Consider the following 20327-nt stretch of genomic DNA (forward strand, 5'->3'; position numbering starts at 1 on the left):
CAAGCGGTCAAAATTCGCAAATTTTTTGCAGATTTTGACCGCTTGTTTCATTTCAAATTAAAGAATAAAACGACTCAGATCTTCGTTTTCTACCACATCATTTAACGCTTCAGAAACGTAGTTTTCGTCAATCACGATTTTCTCACCACGACGTTCGCTTGCATCGAAAGAGATGCCGTCCATTAAGCGTTCAAGCACAGTATGTAAACGTCTTGCACCGATGTTTTCGGTTTTCTCGTTCACACGGAAAGCACTTTCCGCAATGCGGCTGATACCTTCTTTAGTAAACTCAATTTCAACGCCTTCGGTTTTCATTAACTCACGATATTGCAATGTTAATGAGGCGTTCGGCTCGGTTAAAATTCGCTCGAAATCTTCTTTAGTTAACGATTTTAACTCCACACGAATTGGTAAACGACCTTGCAATTCAGGCAGTAAATCAGACGGTCGAGCTACTTGGAACGCCCCTGAGCAGATAAACAGAATGTGGTCGGTTTTCACCATACCGTGTTTAGTGTTTACGGTTGAACCTTCAATAATCGGCAGTAAATCACGCTGCACGCCTTCACGAGAAACATCGCCGCCAGAGTGTTCGCCTTTTTTGCAAATCTTGTCAATCTCATCAATAAACACAATACCGTGCTGTTCCACCGCCTCAATCGCTTGCTGTTTTAGCTCTTCAGGATTGACTAATTTAGCGGCTTCTTCATCTAACATCACTTTTAACGCATCTTTAATTTTCATTTTGCGTTTTTTGGTTTTGTTTGGCGACATTCCCTCAAAGAGCGATTGCAGCTGCGAGGTCATCTCTTCCATTCCCGGTGGCGTCATAATTTCTACGCTCACCTGAGCGGCAACATCGATTTCAATCTCTTTGTCATCTAGCTGACCTTCACGCAATTTTTTGCGGAAAACTTGGCGGGTTGAGCTATTGTCCGATTCCTGCACATTGCCCCATTGATCTTTTGCCGGTGGCAATAACACATCTAAAATGCGATCTTCCGCCGCATCTTGAGCACGCATTTTGTTTTTTTCTACCGCTTGTTGGCGAACCAATTTCATCGAAACGTCTGCCAAATCACGGATAATTGAATCCACTTCTTTACCTACGTAGCCGACCTCGGTAAATTTCGTCGCTTCCACTTTAATGAACGGAGCATTTGCCAGTTTTGCCAAACGGCGGGCGATTTCGGTTTTACCCACACCGGTTGGACCTATCATTAAAATGTTTTTTGGAGTTACTTCTTGGCGAAGATCTTCCGGCAACTGCATTCTTCTCCAGCGGTTACGCAAGGCGATTGCTACCGCACGTTTTGCATCTTTTTGTCCGATAATATGAGCGTCTAATTCTGAGACGATTTCACGAGGGGTCATTGACATATATTTTGTTCCTTTATTACGTAGTTCCCCTCTTTAGAAAAGAGGGGTAGCTAAAGAGGGGAGTAAAATTTAAACTTCTTCAATCACGTGGTTATGATTACTGTAAATATCAATATCGCCGGCGATTTTTAACGATTCGGCAACGATCTCTTTCGCAGAGAGGTTATTTTCGGTGCGAAGTAGTGCGAGAGCGGCGGCTTTGGCATAGTTTCCGCCTGAGCCGATTGCCAGTACATCTTGTTCCGGCTCAATCACATCACCTGAACCTGAAACCAGCAGGAACTCACTTTCATTTGCTACGATCATCATTGCTTCTAAACGGCGTAAAGCACGTTCGGTACGCCACTCTTTCGCCAATTCCACCGCCGATTTCACCAAATGCCCTTGATGTAATTCTAATTTTTTCTCGAATAAATCACGTAGAATAAAGGCATCAGCCGTTGAACCGGCAAAGCCTGTTACCACTTTGTCTTTATATAAACGGCGAACTTTACGCACTGTGCCTTTTTCAATGCAGTTGCCAAGTGTTGCCTGACCATCGCCACCGATAGCCACTTTTCCGTCTTTTCGCACACATACAATTGTTGTCATTTTAAATCCTTCTTTTTAGAAAACTTTCGCTTATATGGGGCTCATTCTCTGCATTTCAATTACAAGCGGTCGTTTTTACTGAATTTTTTGCAAAAAAATGGCTTGAATTTCTTCAAGCCATCTTCTTTTTTATTTTAGTGAGCCATACGGTTTAAAATCTTTTTACCTTTAATTTGGTGGTAAATCGCCATCACAATATGACCAGCCGATAACACAAATAGCCCCCACGCAAGTTCGCCGTGAAAGTTGTTACCCAGTGAGACCGCCCATTCGATTTTTTCTGTAGAGCCTTCCATCACTTTCACACCAAACACTTCTAACGGACCTCGTGCTGCCCCATATTGGCGGATTAAAGCAATGGTTGGTACAGCAAGCATTAACACATAAAGTGCAAAATGTCCGAGTGTAACAAAAATATTATCAGGTGCAGGGCGGTTATTTCGATTGATGATCGCCCAAATCACTCGAATAACGATAAGCAACATTAAAATTGCCCCAACAGATTTGTGATAAGGCAACCACTCACGAAACGCCTCTCCCTGAAGCCCTGTATAAAGCATAAAACCAAAGCAAATTGCCATCGTCCAATGTAATGTACGGCTGATTGTGCCGTAAACTTGTGAATTATCTGAACGCATAAGTTCTCCTAGTAAATGTTCGGGCGAAGTATAATAGAAAAAGTACTTTTATACACAAGCTATTTCCGATTATTGCAATTTTCGATTTAATCGTATTCCGTACGGCTTACCGTTTTCAAATATCACATCTACTTTATAAGTCAAAACTTTCACATTTTGTTTTTTAGCTCGCTCAAGCAATTCTGCATATTTAGGGTCGATTTGTTTTGCCACTTCAAACTTATCAATGCCAGTGTGCAAAATGGCGAAAAAAATGACCGCTTGTAGCCCTTGTTCGGCAATAGTTGCCAGTTCTCGCAAGTGTTTTTGCCCTCGTTCGGTTTTCGCATCGGGGAACATTCCCACCCCGTTTTCTATTAACAATGTGGTGGATTTCACTTCTACAAAACAATCCTGCAAGCGGTCAGATTTTAATAAAAAATCGACACGGCTGTTCTCATTTCCATATTTTTTCTCGGGTAAAATTTGCTGATACTCAGCAAGCTCGCTAATCCATTGATTTTCCAACGCCTCTTGCACAAGCTGATTGGCTCTCAAAGTATTTACGCAAATGAAATCGCCCGATTGTGTTTGGGTCAGCTCCCAAGTGTGGGCGTATTTACGTTTCGGGTTATTGGAAGTGGAAAACCAAACCGTATCACCTACATTAGCACAACCTGTCATCGCTCCGGTATTCGGGCAATGAATGGTAATTTGATCGCCGTTAGGTAGCTGAATATCGGCAAGAAAACGCTTATAACGACGAAGCAAAATGCCACTAGAAAGAGGAGGAAATTGCATTAGTAAAAAATCCTTTTAAAATGACCGCTTGTATCTTTTCATCATCGGCAGAAAAACAGAAAGTAACGCTGTGCAAATGACGATAATAATACCAATCCAAGTGATAAGGCCCAGTTGCTCCGATAAAAAGAGTAACGCCATTAATAATCCAAACACAGGCTCAAGAGCAAGCAGAATGCCTGCGAGAATAGGGGAAGATTGGCTAATGCCTTTATTCCATAACAACATTGCCAAACTGGTACAAATAATGCCGAGATACACCACACTCGTCCACGCCGAGAAGCTGGTTGGCAGTTGCCAATCTTCGGCGAATAATAATGTGATGGGTAAAGCGGTAATTGCCCCTTGTACTAGTGTGATATTGGTTAAATCTGTAACTTTAACGGATTGTAAAATGTCTTTGCTGAGATACATTCCAATAATAAAACTCAAACTGCCTAACGTTACGAGCAATAGCCCCAGCATATTAATTGAACCGCTATCATCACTCCCTGCTGCCATAATTAGAATGCCGACACAAGCGAACAAACTTAAGATAAAATCCAGCCTTGTTGCCCGTTTTTTAAAGCAGAAATAGCCCACCAATACCGTTAAAAGCGGATTTAGCCCAAGTAATGCAACCGCACTCGCCGCTGAAGTTAATTTCAAGCCTGAAAATTGTAAGATTACACAGAGCGGAAAGGTAAGAAAACTAATCAACCAAACTTTAATATGCTGATTTTGCTGAATTTTTCGATAGGCTCGCATAAAAAACGGCAGAGCGATAAATGCCGCCAGCGTCAGCCGAATTTGCATAATTTGCACAGGGTCAAATTCGGCAATCGCCACTTTACCCACAATAAATGAACTTGCCCAAATTAAGGTTGCGATCAGTAAATATACCATTTTAGATCTCGTAAAATTCTAGCGGTAGATCGTCGGGATCTCGGAAAAAGGTGAAACGTTTGCCGGTAAGATCATCAAGGCGAATGCCTTCGTGTGGCAAATTGTGCTGTTCTAAAAAGGCGATGGCTTGTTCAATATTTTCCACCTTGAATGCTAAATGGCGTAACCCGCAAGTTTCAGGCGAGGTAAAGCGAGGTGGCGTAACCGGAAAACTAAAAAGTTCAATTTGCGAGCCGTCTTGAAAACGTAAGTCTAATTTGTAACTATCTCGTGCAGTTCTGTAGGTTTCTTCAATAATTTCCGCACCTAAAATCTGGGTGTAGAAATGTTTGGATTTTTCATAATCCGACACAATAATAGCAACGTGGTGGAAGCCTAGAATAGGAGATTTCATTTTTTCCTCGATATGTAAAATTTTTGGCAAAAACAACCGCTTGCAGTATGATGATTTCTTTTTTTGATTTCAAGATGTTTAATGAATAGCAATTCTTCACAATATCCGTTAGCGACAGCGAAAGTGTCTGATCCATTTGCAAAATCTGTATTAGCGTGGTTTGAGCAATACGGGCGTAAACATTTGCCTTGGCAACAAAATAAAACCTTGTATAAAGTTTGGTTGTCAGAAGTGATGTTGCAACAAACTCAAGTTGCCACCGTTATTCCTTATTTTGCACGTTTTACGGAACGATTTCCAACTGTTACTGACTTAGCTAATGGCTCTATTGATGAAGTGCTGCATTTATGGACGGGCTTGGGCTACTACGCACGAGCGAGAAACTTGCATAAAGCGGCAATTCAAATTCGAGATGAATTTGGTGGTGAGTTTCCCACAACATTTGATGATGTACTGGCATTGTCCGGTGTGGGGAGAAGTACAGCGGGGGCGATTTTGTCTTCGGTGTTAGATGCTCCGCACCCGATTTTAGACGGCAACGTTAAACGTGTGTTAAGCCGCTATTTTGCGGTGGAAGGCTGGGCTGGCGAAAAGGCGGTTGAAAACCAACTTTGGCAGTTAAGTGAAAGTGTTACGCCAACAGAACAGGTGGCTGATTTTAACCAAGCAATGATGGATTTGGGGGCGATGATTTGTACTCGCTCTAAGCCGAAATGCCTGCTCTGCCCGTTACAAGAACATTGCCAAACAAATGTAATGCAAGCGTGGGATAAATTCCCAGCCAAGAAGCCAAAGAAAACGCTCCCCGAACGCCAAGCCTATTTTTTAATCCTGAAAAACGGCTCAAAAGTGTTATTACAAAAGCGGGAAGCAAAAGGTATTTGGGGTGGATTATTTGCCTTTCCACAATTTGGTAGTTTAGAGGAACTCAAGCGGTCAGATTTAGTAGGAAATTTACAAATTTCGCAACAATTAACCACTTTTAGACACACATTCAGCCATTTTCATTTAGATATTACCCCCATTTTGGTAGATCTAAATTTGCAAAAAATAGCTAAAATCTTACCGCTTGTAGCGGAAGAAAACGCAGGAAATTACCTTTCTACTGTATCTTCAGAGGCGGATTATTGGTATGATTTCAGCCAACATAATGAAATAGGTTTAGCCACGCCGGTTAAACGCATTTTAGATGAACTGGCGTTTAGCGTAACAAACAAAAATTAAGGATTAGATTATGGCTCGTACCGTATTTTGCGAATACTTAAAACAAGATGCCGAAGGCTTAGACTTTCAATTGTATCCGGGCGAACTCGGCAAACGTATTTTTGCTTCCATCAGTAAACAAGCGTGGTCTGAGTGGATCAAAAAACAAACAATGATCGTTAATGAGAAAAAGCTCAGTATGATGAACCCGGAACATCGCAAATTACTTGAAGAAGAGATGGTTAATTTCTTATTTGAAGGTAAAGAAATCATCATTGAAGGCTACAAGCCAATCGAATAATTCAAGGTTAAATTCAAAATGAAAAAATATGCAAAATATTTGCCAATGTTGGCAATTATTCCCTTTCTTATTGCCTGTGGAAGTAATACATCTTCCAGTGGTAAAAAGCCAAAATCTACCCGTGTCGATTATTCAAAAGATACCAATGCAATGGATATCTTAACGGGGCAATTCTCTAATAATATTGATGATATTTGGGGTAGCAACGAGCTTTTGGTTGCCAGTAAAAAAGATTACGTAAAATACACCGATAAATTCTACACCCGTAGTCATATTTCGTTTGAAGAAGGGGTGATTACCATTGAGACTTTAGGTGATCAAAATCATCTTCGTAACTCCATTGTTCATACTTTATTAATGGGGCGAGATCCTAGAGGAATTGACTTATTTGCATCAGGTGATGTGCCGATTAGTACAAATCCGTTCTTAAAAGGTCAGGTAAAAGATCAATTTGGTCGTGATATTACTAATGTCGCTTTTGCAAATGATTTTGCTACCTATCTTATTCAAAATAAAACGCAAACCCGCAGATTGAAAAATGGTCGAAATGCGATGTATGTGGCGATTAAAATGGTGGAAGGGCACGTTGAAGTGCGTGCAAGACAATATTTACCGCTTGTACGCAAAATGGCAAGACAATATGGTATTGAACCAAGCCTCATTTTAGGCATTATGGAAGTGGAATCTTCTTTCAACCCTTATGCGGTAAGTTACGCTAATGCGATTGGTTTGATGCAGGTTGTGCCTCGTACCGCAGGGCGTGATATTTTTGCCCGTAAAGGAATGGGTGGGCAGCCAAGCCGTGAATATCTCTACAATCCATCAAATAATATTGATGCAGGTACGCTCTACTTAACCATTTTGCGTGATGAATACTTAGATGGCATCATTGATCCATTATCTAAACGCTATGCGATGATTTCTGCTTATAACAGCGGTGCTGGAGCAGTGTTACGTGTGTTTGATTCGGATAAATATGAGGCGATTGATAGAATTAACGATCTTTCGCCTGATGCGGTTTATCGAATTTTAACCACCGCTCACCCATCTTCTCAAGCAAGAAATTATTTAAGAAAAGTAACAACGGCTAGAGAGAAATATCGAAATATTCGATAATGCGTGAATTATGTTGTTTTTTAGCCTAAAAGTATAAAAAAAGCACATTTAAACAGGAGTTTTTTTAAATTCAGCAAAAAGTGTTTGACGTTGATGGCTGAAATCAGCATAATGCAACACGCAACGACGTTGCCTCGATAGCTCAGTCGGTAGAGCAGGGGATTGAAAATCCCCGTGTCGGTGGTTCGATTCCGCCTCGAGGCACCATCTATTCCTCCTTAGTTCAGTCGGTAGAACGGTGGACTGTTAATCCATATGTCGCAGGTTCGAGTCCCGCAGGAGGAGCCATATTCTAAAGCCCCGATAAGAAATTATCGGGGCTTTTACTTTTTACAAATGCACAATTGAATGAGATTGTTCAATTTTTAGTATTATGCAATCAAAAAGGTCAAATTTCTGATAATTATATTTGACGAAGCCCTAAAAAATCAGCATAATGCACCACGCAACGACGTTGCCTCGATAGCTCAGTCGGTAGAGCAGGGGATTGAAAATCCCCGTGTCGGTGGTTCGATTCCGCCTCGAGGCACCATCTATTCCTCCTTAGTTCAGTCGGTAGAACGGTGGACTGTTAATCCATATGTCGCAGGTTCGAGTCCCGCAGGAGGAGCCATATTTAGATAACCCTGATGAGCAATCATCAGGGTTTTCGCTTTTTAAGATGCTTAATTCTCTTTTCTCAAAAAATTATGTGATTTACTTCTCATTTCTGAAACAAATATGAAAATTTTACTTCACTTTTAAGAAGTATTCGGAGTATTATCCTCAACACAATAATTAAATAATAATGATTCCTCGAATATCGTCAAATTTTACGGCATAGCTTAAACCCTATGTCGTTTTTTTATGCCCCTATAATATCTCCTCGTTTTTTTGTATAATATCCGCAATTTTCCGCCTACAAGCGGTCAAATTTTTCTAAAATTTTGCACATTGAGAACCCAATATGTTTGAAAACCTATCCGATAGACTTTCCAAAACCCTGCGTAACATCACAGGCAAAGGTCGCTTAACCGAAGATAATATTAAAGACACTCTGCGTGAAGTGCGTATGGCATTGCTCGAGGCAGACGTTGCCCTACCTGTAGTGCGTGATTTTATCAATAAGGTCAAAGAACGTGCTTTAGGCGTTGAAGTAAACAAAAGCCTCACCCCGGGTCAAGAATTCTTAAAAATCGTCCAAAGCGAATTAGAAAGTGCGATGGGCGAAGCCAATGAGGAACTCAACCTTGCGGCTCAACCGCCTGCGGTCATTTTAATGGCAGGTTTACAAGGTGCGGGTAAAACCACCTCGGTCGGCAAATTGGCGAAATTCTTAAAAGAACGCCACAAGAAAAAAGTATTAGTGGTCTCTGCCGACGTTTACCGCCCGGCGGCGATTAAACAGCTCCAAACGCTCGCTGAAGCGTTAAAAGTGGATTTCTTCCCTACCGAAACCAGCCAAAAGCCGGTAGCGATTGCTGAAGCCGCACTCAAACACGCTAAACTCAATTTCTTTGATGTGTTAATTGTCGATACCGCCGGTCGTTTACACGTTGATGGCGAAATGATGGAGGAAATCCAACAAATCCACGCCGCCCTTAATCCAATTGAAACCTTGTTTACCGTTGATGCAATGACCGGTCAAGATGCGGCAAATACGGCAAAAGCGTTCAATGAAGCATTACCGCTCACCGGGGTAATTTTAACCAAAGTGGATGGCGATGCTCGTGGCGGTGCGGCTCTTTCTATCCGCCAAATCACCGGCAAGCCGATTAAATTCCTCGGTGTGGGTGAGAAAACCGATGCACTTGAGCCATTCCACCCTGATCGTGTCGCCTCCCGTATTTTAGGTATGGGCGATGTAATGTCGTTAATTGAAGACTTACAACGTTCGGTCGATCAAGAAAAAGCCGAGAAAATGGCGGCAAAATTCAAGAAAGGGGACGATTTCACCCTTGAAGATTTCCGTGAGCAGCTTATCGAAATGAAGAAAATGGGCGGTATGATGTCAATGCTCGACAAATTACCGGGTGCGAAAAATTTACCTGATCACGTTAAAAATCAAGTGGACGATAAAATGTTCGTGAAAATGGAGGCGATCATCAACTCAATGACGCTGAAAGAGCGTGCTAACCCGGATATTATCAAAGGTTCTCGCCGTCGCCGTATCGCACTTGGTTCAGGTACGCAAGTACAAGATGTCAATAAACTACTCAAACAATTTGACGATATGCAGCGTATGATGAAAAAAATGCGTAAAGGCGGAATGTCGAAAATGATGCGTGGAATGAAAGGCTTAATGGGCGGAGGAATGGGAGGCTTAGGTGGTCTTGGCAACTTAGGCGGAATGTTCGGCAAGCGGTAAGATTTTCACATTTTTTTGCAAAACACAAAGGCACAAATTCAGTTTTGTGCCTTTTTCATTGACAATATTCAGAGTTTAATACACATCTCTCATTAAACGCCCTTCCGCTACAAGCTGTGCAATGATGTTATTAAAATCATCCACATAAGGCTGACCGCCGATTTCTTCCGCAATTTTAATGATTTCCGCATCAATGGCTTTGCTCATTGCCTTACTTCCACAAATGTAGAAATAAGCCCCTTGTTGAATCAATTTCCAAACGAGTTCGGCTTGGTTAGCTAAAGCGTTTTGCACATAAAATTTCTCCGCCTGATCGCGTGAAAATGCAGTAAATAGTTGCGTTAATGTGCCGTTGGAGAGATAGTTTTCCAATTCTGCTTGATAGAGAAAATCTTTCGAACGATAACGCTCCCCAAAAAATAGGTAGCTTTCCACATTTTGATATTGGCTTTCTAACGCTTGTAAAAAGGCAATATGCGGTGCAATACCTGTACCGGAACCAATCATTACTACAGGAGCATTTAAATGTTCAGGTAAACGGAAGTTTGGATTTGCTTTTGCAAAAATTGAAACAAATTCACCCGCTTGTAATTTGGCTAAATAGTCGCTCGCTGTACCTTGGTAAGATCTGCCGTTTAAATCATAATAGACGTGTCGAACGCATAAATCCACATAATCAGAGTGCGTTTTACCACAAGAGCTAATTGAATAAGCACGAGCGGATAAGTTGGATAACATCGGCTCTAAATCCGCTAATGTAACAGTTTTGTTCGGGTCAAAATCTTGTAGCACATCCAATAAATCTCGTCCGTATAAATATTGTTCTAGTGCTTTTTTGTTGGAAATTTTCGTTAAGTCTTTTAACGCTTGGCTGCCACAAATTTTTTGAATATCACGCAGCACATTTTTACTTAATAAGCGTAATTCTTTATTGCGTAATACATTGAGAGCCTGTGTATCATCAAACCACTCGGCATATTGGTTTAACAACTGTTCAGGCTGGTTTACTTTGATATAAATTAAATCCCCTGCTTGATAGAAAATACCGCTATCCTTAAGCGATAATCGAAGATGATAAACAGGCGGATTTGAATTGGCTAAATGCTTAATTTCTAACACTTCTGCTTGATAAGTGGCATCTTCTCCATACACTTGTACAGAAAGCTGATGGGTTAGCGGAGCTTCATTAGGCTGAGTTAAAACCTGCTGCACAAGTGGCAACCACTGTTTAAAGATTTCTTGATAATTTAGGTCTGCATCTACCCTTTCAATCACGGCTTGGGCTTGTTTTGCCTGCAATAAGCAGTCTAACTGTTTGCTATAGCCACAGAATTTATCGTAAGTAATATCACCCAGTCCGAAAATGGCATATTTCACATTACAAGCGGTCAAATTTTCCAATTTTTCTGCAAATCCATCAGCATTTTCAGGTGGTTCGCCATCACCAAATGAACTGGTTAAAACCAGCAATAAGCTATTTGGGTTGAAAGTGGTTAAATCCGTTTCATTAAGGGTGGAAAGGCTCATTGAGTAGTGATTTAAAAAAGGTTGTTGGGCTAACTGTTGGGCAAGTTTCTCTGCGTTGCCAGACTCTGAACCATAAGCGATGTGAATATGGGTAATGAGAGACATAAAAACTCCTCGAAAACTAAAAGGAATAAAAAATTGCGTGCAAAAGAGAGCTTCTTTTACACGCAATCCTAGCTTTTTAATTATTCGCCGTAGAAGTCATCAAAGATTTCTTTTGACAATTCAACTGCTTCAAAGTTTGTCATTAAATCGTTAATTACACGGCGAACACTGATGTAACCTGAGATATTGCCGGCTTCATCAAACATTGGCTGAACGGTAGTATCAACTACATAAACTACACCACCTTTACCGCAGTTTGGTACGATGCCTGTCCAAATTTTTCCTGCTTGAATGGTATCCCACATATCTTTATATACTTCTTTCGGTACTGCCGGATGGCGAACGATATTGTGAGGTTGCCCGATTAGCTCTTCGCGAGAAAAACCTGTTAAACGACAGAAAAGATCGTTAGCATAAGTAATCACACCTTGTAAATCGGTGGTTGAAATTACTAAGGTATCTTGTACTGCTTTTAAGATAGCTTCATTTGAAGGAACAATTTGTTCAGCCATTTTAAATCTCCCATTAGATAGATTAATGTTGTAATTTATCAGTATCAGCACTGATGAATACAATTAGCATAATAGATAGCCATTGTGATGTAAATTAGAAATAGTGCGAGTTTGTGAAAAATATCCTAGTAAATTAATAAGGTTACTTTCTTGTTAAATATCAATTCCAAAATCATTAAACACACGTTATTTAAAAGTTTATTTTTTGTTGCAAAGTTATTTGTTTGAATATATTTTGCAATTTAATTAATTTAGCCTACAATCACTTTATTGAATTAATAATATGCAAACTCAAAAGGAAAACTTATGTCCAGACCACTCAATTTTGTGATGATTTCCCCTCACTTCCCTACGAACTTTGAAACTTTTGCCGTTCGTTTGCGTGAAGCGGGTTTTAATACCTTAGGTATTGCCGATGCACCTTATGAATCGCTCAGCGAAAACCTTCGTAATTCTTTAACGGAATATTATCGTGTTGATAATATGGAAGATTATGAACAGGTTTACCGTGCAGTTGCCTATTTTGCTCACAAATATGGGCGGATTGATCGCATTGAATCGCACAATGAGTATTGGTTGGAATTGGATGCCAAATTGCGTACCGACTTTAACGTGTTTGGTTATAAAACTGACGATATGTTGGCAATTAAAACCAAAGCCCAAATGAAAGAAGTTTTCCGTAAAACAGGCTTAAAAGTGGCAAAAGGTCGAGTGTTCAAAAATGATGAAGATGCTCGCAAATTAGCGAAAGAATTAAAATTCCCAGTGATCATCAAGCCAAACTCAGGCGTCGGAGCAAGCGATACTTATAAAATTAAATCTGCTGAAGAATTAGAAGCCTTCTTTGGTTATAAAACACCAACCGTTGAATACATTATGGAAGAGTTTATTGATGGCGATATTATTACCTTTGACGGTTTAACCGACCACCAAGGCAATATTGTGTTCTACTCCAGCCTGGAATATTCTGAAGCGGTATTAGATACCGTATCTAAAGATAGTGATATGTATTACTACGTGCCACGCGAAATTTCACCAAAATTAGTTGAAATGGGCAAAAAATGTGTGGACGCTTTTAACGTCAAAGAACGCTTTTTCCACTTTGAATTTTTCCGTGTGAAAGGCAGTAAAAAAGACGAAATATTGCCACTTGAAATTAATTGCCGTCCACCGGGTGGTTTAACCATTGATATGTGGAACTACGCCAACGATTTTGATGTATTCCGTGAATTTGCAAATATTGTGAAAGAAAACAAATTCTACTCAGATATTCAACACCCTTGGAATGTGGTTTATATTTCTCGCAAGGCAAATCAAAACTATGTAAATTCAATTGAAGCCGTATGTGAGAAGTTTGCAGGCAATATTATCAGCGTGCAAACTGTTCCGGGCGTATTTGCCAAAGTAATGGGCGAGCAAGGCATTTTAGCTCGCACTGAAACAATGGAACAAATGCGTGAAATCGCACAATTCGCACAAGCTAAACAATAAGAGGTGAACTATGCATTTTGAAAAAAGAAGCCACTGGAGTGGCGAATTAGGGCGTGAGATGTCATTCAACGTTTACGGACACGCAGGCAAACCCGTTATTGTTTTTCCGTCATCAGGCGGTAATGAAAATGAATATGGCAACTTCGGTATGATTGAAGCCTGCCGTTCGTTTATCGAAAGAGGCTTGATCAAATTCTACACGCCGGACTCTTATGATGCAGAATCTTGGTTATCAAAACACAAATCCGGGCACGATATGGCATTGGCTCACAATGCTTACGACCGCTACATTATTCACGAACTTGTACCGTTAATTCGCCACGAATCGCAATGGAACGGCACAATGATGGCAACAGGTTGCAGTATGGGAGCATTCCATACTATTAATTTTGCCCTACGCCACCCTGATTTATTCGATGTTGCTATTGCCTTAAGCGGTGTTTACGATGCACGTTTCTTCACAGGCGAATTTTATGGTGATCAAGCAGTATACTTCAACTCTCCGATTGATTACGTCTGGGGGCAAAATGATGATTGGTTCTTAGATCGTTATCGTCAAAACCATTATGTCATTGCTGTTGGACAAGGTGCTTGGGAAGAACAACACGTTGAAGATACCCGCCGCCTACAAGAAGCGTTTAAAGCGAAAGGGATCGAGGCTTGGTTTGATTATTGGGGCTTTGATATCGATCACGATTGGCCGACTTGGCGTAAGCAAATGCCTTATTTCTTAAATAAATTAGAAAGACAAGGAATTATTTAATTACAAATAACCAAGCAGTTGATTTTGTAAAGATTTTCTCTATTATCTAGCTATTGTATACAGATTAGACACACTTAAATCGCTAAAAAATGAAATGCCCTAAATTGATCTCAGTTTAGGGCATTTATGGATAGTATATTGCTAATAATATGATAAATCTACATCATTACAGTACTTTTAAAACTTAGAAAGAAATATGTTCTTATTTACTAAAATAACAAATAATAAAATTGAATAATTTTCTTTACATTCTTGCGTTTGATACGAGTAATGATATAACAATTGCTATGATAAAATTAAAAAATTATCAATATAGTTTATATTAAAAACGATTATTCCTTTACCTAAACTATATTTAATTAAGACTAAAATTACTTCCTATAAAACATATATCGGATATTGTTTAAATATGAACTATTTATTTAATTGCTCATTATGTTTAAAAAAATGTGATGGAAAGTCATTGATGAAATATGATTTTCTAAATGACGTACAATACTCTGAAAAGTATGAAAAACAACTTATTGATAAAATAAATGCACTAGGATTATTCGCCAAAAAAACCGAAAGAAGTCAATATCCTGATGTGGAAGTTTATGATAAGAAAGATGGGAATATATTGTGTTTTATTGAAGTAAAAGTGCAAAGAAGAACTTTTATGACAGTTGAAAAATATTTACCAAATGGAAGTCTAATACCTTCAGAAACTGTTGCTTTGAATCAATCTGACTTGGAGCATTACATTGAACAAAGCAAGGTGGAATCTGCACCAATATTTATTATGTGGGTTTTATCAAACCGACCATGTATTACTGGAAATACAACAAAATTTTATTATAACCATATAGGTATATTGAAAGATATATTTGAATATTATAAGGATAAAAGAAGATTTCGTAGAAAAAGTGGCGTAGGTGACATAGTTAATGGGCAACATAAAGGAGTTGTAGTCAATTACCATTTTAGTTTAAATGAGTTATTACCATTTAGTATAAATGATTTTCTTCGAGCTATTAAAAAATAAAGCCTTGATATAAGGCTTTATTTTTTCATTAACATTATTTAATTATTTAGCTGTTCTCTATATTTCTCTCTTATTTCGTTAATTGAGACTAGTACGCTGTTACGTAAAACATACCAATAATCAAACCCATTTAGTCTTGCTGCTTTAACACCTTTAGCAATAGCAGCACAAGTATGCATATCCAGTTTATTTCCATTATAAGAAAGTTTACCATCATCTAATAATCTGGCGATCCTATCTCCATTTTTAAAATAAAACCATTCATCAACAGTAAAATAGTTGCTCTTTATCATATCGGGCATTGTTGCTTTTTTGGGTTTTTCATCATAAAGAGCATTAGCTATATCTTGATTTTCAAATGAATCAAATTTAATTAAATCTAATCTTTCTTGTCCATATTTACAATAAACTGCACTTTTTTCAATCATTAAATAATTTCGACCAAGTTTCTTAGCTGCTGCTGCTGTGGTCATTGTTCCACCAAAAGGATCTAAAATAATATCATTCTTTTTGGAAGAAATAGCAATAATTCTCTCTAATAATTCTATCGGCTTCTGTGTGCTATGTAATTTTTCACCCAAATTATCTTTTAACCTCTCATTACCTGAACATACAGAAAAACGCCATACCGAACCTAATTGCTTTCTTACACCATTTGCAAAATCGTCAGCAGAAACAGAATCAGTATTTAATTCTTTTGCTGTTTTGTAGTTAAACGTATATTTTGAATTTTTGCTTTTAGTTGCCCAAATTAAAGTCTCTTGGCTATTATTTAATCTTGTGCCTTTAAAATTAGGAGTAGGATTTTTTTTATGCCAAACTACATCATTGATTAGCCAAAATCCTATTTGTTGCATAATTGCACCAATAGAATAGATACATTGCATACCGCCAATAACCCAAATAGAGCCGTTTGGCTTTAAAACCCTATAGCAAGCAGATAGCCATTCTCTAGTAAAGTGTTCATAATTTTCTAATGTATCAAACTGATCCCATTCATCATCGCACCCACTAAATTCTGTTCCTTCCACCCTCATTAAAGTTCCTCCTGTACGCATCCAGTACGGTGGATCCGCAAAAATAAGATCAACACTATTTGCAGGTAATTTATTCATCTCCTCTATGGAGTCGCTATTAATTATCTGATTTAATTCCATTTTTAATTACTAACTCTTAAATTCATCTGCTAAAGCTTTTTCTTTGTAAATTCGCATACCTTTGCCTTTGGTATTTGCTTTTTATATACAGCAATCGCTGGTAAAAATTATTTTAAACAGATTGAGAATATGTTATTGCTCTTTTCTTAATTTTAATGATCACAGATAAGAAAAATGTAGCAGAAACAAAAGAGAAAATCTTTGTGCAACTGCTACATAATAAAGAAAGTTTTTACAAAATAGCTCACTTGTAATGGATAGCTATTAGAAAATCGCTTCTAAACGTACGAATGTGTGAACAAAGTGCTTACGATCTTTATCTTTATCGTTGTAGAAACTGATTTCTGGCTGGATAAAGAGCCAATTACGCCAAATTGGTTGACGGTACGTTACAAATGGTCCCCAATAATTAAATCTTGCGAAATCCTTATCTATACGCCCTCCCATACCAATACCATAGCTAATATGCGTAAGTGGTTTGAAGTTATGCTGACGATATAAACTGTTTCCCCAGCTTCTTTCTTCATCTAAATCATGGCGATACTCAAAATGAGTATGGTTCATAATGAAGGTTGTATCCGTTTCATTATATTTATTTTCAAAGTTTGTACGTAAATAATGCTTACTATCCGAACCATAACGATAAATTTGTTCTAAACGAGTAGTAAATTGATCGGTAATTTTCCAATCTTTACTGATACGTACACGTCCAAAAATATCACTACCGGAGCGAACACCAACGTCAAAATCAGTTTCAATCCCTAATGATTTAATACCATCAGACCAACGCAAACCGATAGAAGCGTTAGAATCTCTTGCTTCGCGAGAATTATAACGTTTATTAGCCTTAACATCTTTGTATAATTTTCCAACGTGGTTTTTGTCGGTTAATTCGTTATCTAGTTCATCATCACCAAATACCACATTTAGGTGTTTTTTTAATACGGGTAATTTGATTTTACCGCGAACGCGAGGCTTAACGGTAAATTTGTCATATTTATCCCAGCGGCTGTCTAACATAACACGCAAAGAAGCAGTGCCGGGCTTGTCTGGATCAGCTTCACCTAACCAATTGTTAATGTTATTTGCCCAACGGTCCAATGTATTACTGGCTTTGCTATGTTGCTTATCAACCCAATTTGGATCATTTTGTTGTGCTGTAGCAAAAACAGGGGCAAGTGCAAGTAAAGAAACAAGGTATTTTGTTTTCATAGTAAGTCCTCCTTCAAGGTTACTCCATCATAATCCAATTTATTTGCCATTACAAAGAAAATTATAAGGCTATTTGAGGAAAATAAACTTCCGTTAATTTCACTAATTCCGCTAATGAAATAGTGCGAAATTCAAAGAGAGATTGTTGTAATCCTCTTGCGATAACATCTCGCTCAAGCAGATAACAGCGTGGTAAATTTGCAAAAAATTGTGGATTTTTGACCGCTTGTAACACGCCGTCTTGCCATAGAACCACCGCATCATTTTCATTTAAATGATTGAGTAAACTAAGTGTTTCATCATCATATTGTGCATTGGAAAGAGTATAAAGCATTGTATTCCTTAAAAAGTCATCACTTTTTCTGCTTGATTGAGTAAAGCCATCATATCCGCTTTCGCCTTAAATTGAATATGGGGCAATACCCACTCTGCATTGCCTAATTGACGTACATTCACACTCTCTTGACAGACAAAGCATTCACTTAAATCATAGAGATCTAATAATTTAAAGGTAGAGATATGATCTTTTTGCAAAATTTGTTCTGGCTGCTGGCTTGAAATTAAGTTGAACACGCCATCATTGATAAAGCAGATAGCAATGTCTTGTTCATCACAAAACGCACTTGCCGCAAGTAAAGCATCTAGCCCTTCACGGCTGGCTGCCGAGCCAAAAGGCGGCTGAGTAAATAGAAAAGCAATTTTATATTTTTTCATTTTAAAAGGTGAGAAGTCTATCCGCTTTTAATACTGCTTGGCTAAACTCGCCAAGCCCCGCAAGGGTAAAACCTTGTGCTAAATTGGTGGTGGCGGTAGCGGAAGTTTGCTCGTCCACAATGCCTCTACGCTGAGCGGCAGCAATGCATAAATGTAGCTGCAAGCGGTGTAATTCGGCTAATTTTTGCCATTTTTCCACCAAATTAATTTCATCACTGGCAGGATTAACTAACGCGTTGGCATTGCTTACGCCTCCTTGGAAAAAGAACACTTGGCAAATATTATGCTTTGCCTGTAACAATTCTTCAGCCACTTGGTAAGCTAAAAATGCCCCTTGTGAGCCATAAACAGGTGATTTTATCGCTAATACATACTCCATCAATCATTTTCTCCCTTCTCCGGCTGCTTGATTTGGCGAATGTAGAGATACACCGTATGGCGGGAAATATCCAGCTTCTCAGCCACTTGATTAATTGCATCTTTAATATCAAAAATGCCTTTTTCAAACAGAGAAATCACGATTTGGCGATTTTTATTATTGTTAGAAATCGTTCGATCCGCCATCACATCATCAATCGTGGTTTGAATGGTTTGAGCGACTAAATCTTCCACCGAGCTGGCAAAGGTAACATCTGCCGCTTCGTCTTGCGGAGCAATAAAGGAACTGAGGAACTGTGAAGTTGGCACTTCTAAATTGATATTAATACACAATAGCCCGATAACGTGCTGCTTGCCGTTACGGATAGCCACCGTAATGGATTTCATCAACACACCACCTTTTGCTTTCGTAAAATAAGGCTTAGACACGCTATCTGTTGCCATATTATGGAGGGATTTTAACGCACGATCAGTAATTGGCGAGCCAATTTTGCGGTTGGTATTGTGCCCGTTTGCAATATAAATAGCGGAATGTTCAAGAAACTCTAATGAATGGAGAACGATTTCACAATGCTCACCAATAAGAGCGGCAATACCATCTACAATGGGAAAGTAAGAAGCAAGAATTGCGTGATCTTCATCAGAAAAAGGCGTGAATTTTTTGGTCATAATACAAATTAAAAGCGGTTAGTTTTATAACATTTTTTGCAAATCTTATAATAAATCTAACCGCTTGTGTAGGTGCAATGATAAACTGAATATCAACTATTTTTTAGCATCAGTCGCTTTGAAATCCAATAATTCAATTTCAAATTTTAAGGTTGAGTTTGCAGGAATTTTGCCTGCTGCACGGTCGCCATAACCTAATTTTGGAGGAACAACGATTTCCATTTTACCGCCTTTTTTCAGCATTGGGATTGCTTCAATCCACGCCGGGATCAGTTGGTTTAATTGGAATTCAATCGGCTCACCACGATCGTATGAGCTATCAAACACCGTACCGTCTGTTAAAGTACCTTTATAGTGAACTTTAACGGTATCTTGTGGTTTTGGTGATTCGCCTTCACCTGCTTTTTCAATTTTATATAACAAGCCCGAAGAGGTTTCTTTCACGCCGGCTTGTTTTTTGTAATCTGCACGGAATTTATCGCCTGCCGAAACCGTGGCTTTTGTTTTTTCTTCGTTAATTTTAGCTTCTTTCTCTGACAAATATGCATCTAAAGATTTTAACTGTTTTTGTAAATCTTCATCAGTTAATTTACCTGTTTTCTTGAGCGTGTCTTGCACACCGGCTAAAATTTTATCCTGATTATAAGTAAAAATCTCTTTTTGTGATTCAATCACACCATTGATATTTTTACCCATTAATACGCCTACTGCATAAGACGATTCATCAACAAACTTTGGATCAGCTTTTTCTTCAGCCATTGCATTTGTTGCAAAAAATGCCCCTGCAAGAACGGCAGCTACGGATAACTTCATTTTTAACATAATTTTTCCTTATAAAAATAACTGTTAAGAAGACTTCAGATAGGGTAAAGTGTAATTTCATTTCACACAACCTTTTTTTCACGAAAATGGATAATAATTGTACATTATCGGCAAGAATTACCGAATTGGAGACGAAAGTTGCCTTCCAAGAGCTGATTATTGAAGAGTTAAATCAATCATTAATCAAGCAACAATTTGCGATAGATAAGCTACAAACTCAAATTCGCCATATTGCTGAAAAATTAAAAGGGGCTCAAGTAAGCCTTGTTGCTTCACGTTCTGAAGAAACACCCCCACCCCACTATTAATGCTGTTAAA

23 protein-coding genes and 4 tRNA genes are annotated in these 20327 nt (G+C 38.7%); 12 read left to right on the plus strand and 15 right to left on the minus strand.

The window, feature by feature from the left end; translation table 11 throughout:
• Positions 1–57 precede the first annotated feature (57 nt).
• The 6 genes from hslU to gloA2 form a co-directional block, all read right to left on the minus strand.
• Positions 58–1380, minus strand: coding sequence for an HslU--HslV peptidase ATPase subunit (hslU, locus tag ICJ55_RS01625; protein WP_188157056.1), 1323 nt, complete (start codon positions 1378–1380; stop codon positions 58–60).
• A 69-nt stretch (positions 1381–1449) separates the two neighbouring features.
• A complete protein-coding gene (gene hslV / locus ICJ55_RS01630; protein ID WP_025235100.1) occupies positions 1450–1971 on the minus strand; it encodes an ATP-dependent protease subunit HslV in 522 nt (173 codons plus the stop codon).
• 134 nt (positions 1972–2105) lie between these two features.
• Positions 2106–2609: a cytochrome b gene (locus ICJ55_RS01635; protein ID WP_188157057.1), complete on the minus strand. Its 504-nt coding sequence runs from the start codon at positions 2607–2609 to the stop codon at positions 2106–2108.
• Positions 2610–2678: 69 nt separating this feature from the next.
• Positions 2679–3389 (minus strand): DNA/RNA nuclease SfsA, encoded by a 711-nt coding sequence (gene sfsA, locus ICJ55_RS01640; protein WP_188157058.1) that lies wholly within the window; start codon positions 3387–3389, stop codon positions 2679–2681.
• A gap of 15 nt (positions 3390–3404) precedes the next feature.
• On the minus strand, positions 3405–4274 hold the full coding sequence (locus ICJ55_RS01645) for a DMT family transporter (protein WP_188157059.1): 870 nt from the start codon (positions 4272–4274) through the stop codon (positions 3405–3407).
• Position 4275: 1 nt separating this feature from the next.
• Complete coding sequence (gene gloA2, locus ICJ55_RS01650; RefSeq protein WP_025247064.1) at positions 4276–4668, minus strand: SMU1112c/YaeR family gloxylase I-like metalloprotein; 393 nt, start codon at positions 4666–4668, stop codon at positions 4276–4278.
• A gap of 81 nt (positions 4669–4749) precedes the next feature.
• Between gloA2 and mutY the strand changes: the two genes are divergently transcribed.
• The 8 genes from mutY (at position 4750) to ffh (ending at position 9635) form a co-directional block, all read left to right on the plus strand.
• A complete protein-coding gene (gene mutY / locus ICJ55_RS01655; protein WP_188157060.1) occupies positions 4750–5892 on the plus strand; it encodes an A/G-specific adenine glycosylase in 1143 nt (380 codons plus the stop codon).
• A gap of 10 nt (positions 5893–5902) precedes the next feature.
• Positions 5903–6172 carry an oxidative damage protection protein gene (locus ICJ55_RS01660; RefSeq protein WP_188157061.1) on the plus strand — a complete coding sequence of 90 codons (270 nt, stop codon included), beginning with the start codon at positions 5903–5905 and terminating at the stop codon, positions 6170–6172.
• 18 nt (positions 6173–6190) lie between these two features.
• The gene (mltC, locus tag ICJ55_RS01665; protein WP_188157062.1) at positions 6191–7288 is read left to right on the plus strand and encodes a membrane-bound lytic murein transglycosylase MltC; all 1098 of its coding nucleotides are present in this window, start codon (positions 6191–6193) and stop codon (positions 7286–7288) included.
• A 131-nt stretch (positions 7289–7419) separates the two neighbouring features.
• Positions 7420–7495, plus strand: a tRNA-Phe gene (locus ICJ55_RS01670).
• 5 nt (positions 7496–7500) lie between these two features.
• Positions 7501–7576: transfer RNA gene (locus ICJ55_RS01675), tRNA-Asn, on the plus strand.
• 168 nt (positions 7577–7744) lie between these two features.
• Positions 7745–7820, plus strand: a tRNA-Phe gene (locus tag ICJ55_RS01680).
• 5 nt (positions 7821–7825) lie between these two features.
• Positions 7826–7901: transfer RNA gene (locus ICJ55_RS01685), tRNA-Asn, on the plus strand.
• A 333-nt stretch (positions 7902–8234) separates the two neighbouring features.
• Positions 8235–9635 (plus strand): signal recognition particle protein, encoded by a 1401-nt coding sequence (gene ffh, locus ICJ55_RS01690; protein ID WP_188157063.1) that lies wholly within the window; start codon positions 8235–8237, stop codon positions 9633–9635.
• Positions 9636–9710: 75 nt separating this feature from the next.
• Here ffh and ICJ55_RS01695 read toward each other — a convergent pair whose 3' ends face one another.
• Both ICJ55_RS01695 and ICJ55_RS01700 read right to left on the minus strand, forming a co-directional pair.
• Positions 9711–11267, minus strand: a complete 1557-nt coding sequence (locus ICJ55_RS01695; protein WP_188157064.1) for a diflavin oxidoreductase — start codon at positions 11265–11267, stop codon at positions 9711–9713.
• 80 nt (positions 11268–11347) lie between these two features.
• A complete protein-coding gene (locus ICJ55_RS01700; RefSeq protein ID WP_188157065.1) occupies positions 11348–11779 on the minus strand; it encodes a PAS domain-containing protein in 432 nt (143 codons plus the stop codon).
• 306 nt (positions 11780–12085) lie between these two features.
• Here ICJ55_RS01700 and ICJ55_RS01705 point away from each other — a divergent pair, with 306 nt between their 5' ends.
• The 3 genes from ICJ55_RS01705 (at position 12086) to ICJ55_RS01715 (ending at position 15057) form a co-directional block, all read left to right on the plus strand.
• Positions 12086–13270, plus strand: coding sequence for an ATP-grasp domain-containing protein (locus ICJ55_RS01705; RefSeq protein WP_188157066.1), 1185 nt, complete (start codon positions 12086–12088; stop codon positions 13268–13270).
• 10 nt (positions 13271–13280) lie between these two features.
• Positions 13281–14033, plus strand: a complete 753-nt coding sequence (locus tag ICJ55_RS01710) for an esterase family protein (RefSeq protein ID WP_188157067.1) — start codon at positions 13281–13283, stop codon at positions 14031–14033.
• Between the two features lie 463 nt (positions 14034–14496).
• Entirely contained in the window at positions 14497–15057 is a 561-nt protein-coding gene (locus ICJ55_RS01715; protein WP_208455131.1) for a hypothetical protein, read from the plus strand.
• A gap of 38 nt (positions 15058–15095) precedes the next feature.
• Here the strand turns inward: ICJ55_RS01715 and ICJ55_RS01720 are convergent, their stop codons facing one another.
• From ICJ55_RS01720 to fkpA, 7 genes are all read right to left on the minus strand, one after another.
• Entirely contained in the window at positions 15096–16214 is a 1119-nt protein-coding gene (locus ICJ55_RS01720; protein ID WP_188157069.1) for a DNA-methyltransferase, read from the minus strand.
• A gap of 264 nt (positions 16215–16478) precedes the next feature.
• The gene (locus ICJ55_RS01725) at positions 16479–17426 is read right to left on the minus strand and encodes a hypothetical protein (RefSeq protein ID WP_188157738.1); all 948 of its coding nucleotides are present in this window, start codon (positions 17424–17426) and stop codon (positions 16479–16481) included.
• Positions 17427–17487: 61 nt separating this feature from the next.
• Positions 17488–17760, minus strand: coding sequence for a sulfurtransferase complex subunit TusB (gene tusB / locus ICJ55_RS01730; protein WP_188157070.1), 273 nt, complete (start codon positions 17758–17760; stop codon positions 17488–17490).
• Positions 17761–17768: 8 nt separating this feature from the next.
• Positions 17769–18140 (minus strand): sulfurtransferase complex subunit TusC, encoded by a 372-nt coding sequence (tusC, locus tag ICJ55_RS01735; RefSeq protein ID WP_188157071.1) that lies wholly within the window; start codon positions 18138–18140, stop codon positions 17769–17771.
• 1 nt (position 18141) lies between these two features.
• On the minus strand, positions 18142–18519 hold the full coding sequence (tusD, locus tag ICJ55_RS01740) for a sulfurtransferase complex subunit TusD (RefSeq protein ID WP_188157072.1): 378 nt from the start codon (positions 18517–18519) through the stop codon (positions 18142–18144).
• Complete coding sequence (locus tag ICJ55_RS01745; RefSeq protein ID WP_188157073.1) at positions 18519–19187, minus strand: helix-turn-helix transcriptional regulator; 669 nt, start codon at positions 19185–19187, stop codon at positions 18519–18521. The genes tusD and ICJ55_RS01745 overlap by 1 nt, the downstream gene beginning before the upstream one ends.
• Positions 19188–19283: 96 nt before the next feature.
• A complete protein-coding gene (gene fkpA / locus ICJ55_RS01750) occupies positions 19284–20009 on the minus strand; it encodes an FKBP-type peptidyl-prolyl cis-trans isomerase (RefSeq protein ID WP_188157074.1) in 726 nt (241 codons plus the stop codon).
• Positions 20010–20095: 86 nt separating this feature from the next.
• Here fkpA and ICJ55_RS01755 point away from each other — a divergent pair, with 86 nt between their 5' ends.
• Positions 20096–20317, plus strand: coding sequence for a SlyX family protein (locus tag ICJ55_RS01755; RefSeq protein ID WP_188157075.1), 222 nt, complete (start codon positions 20096–20098; stop codon positions 20315–20317).
• The last annotated feature ends 10 nt before the right edge of the window (positions 20318–20327 follow it).

The organism is Mannheimia bovis (genome assembly GCF_014541205.1).
GTDB lineage: Bacteria > Pseudomonadota > Gammaproteobacteria > Enterobacterales > Pasteurellaceae > Mannheimia > Mannheimia bovis.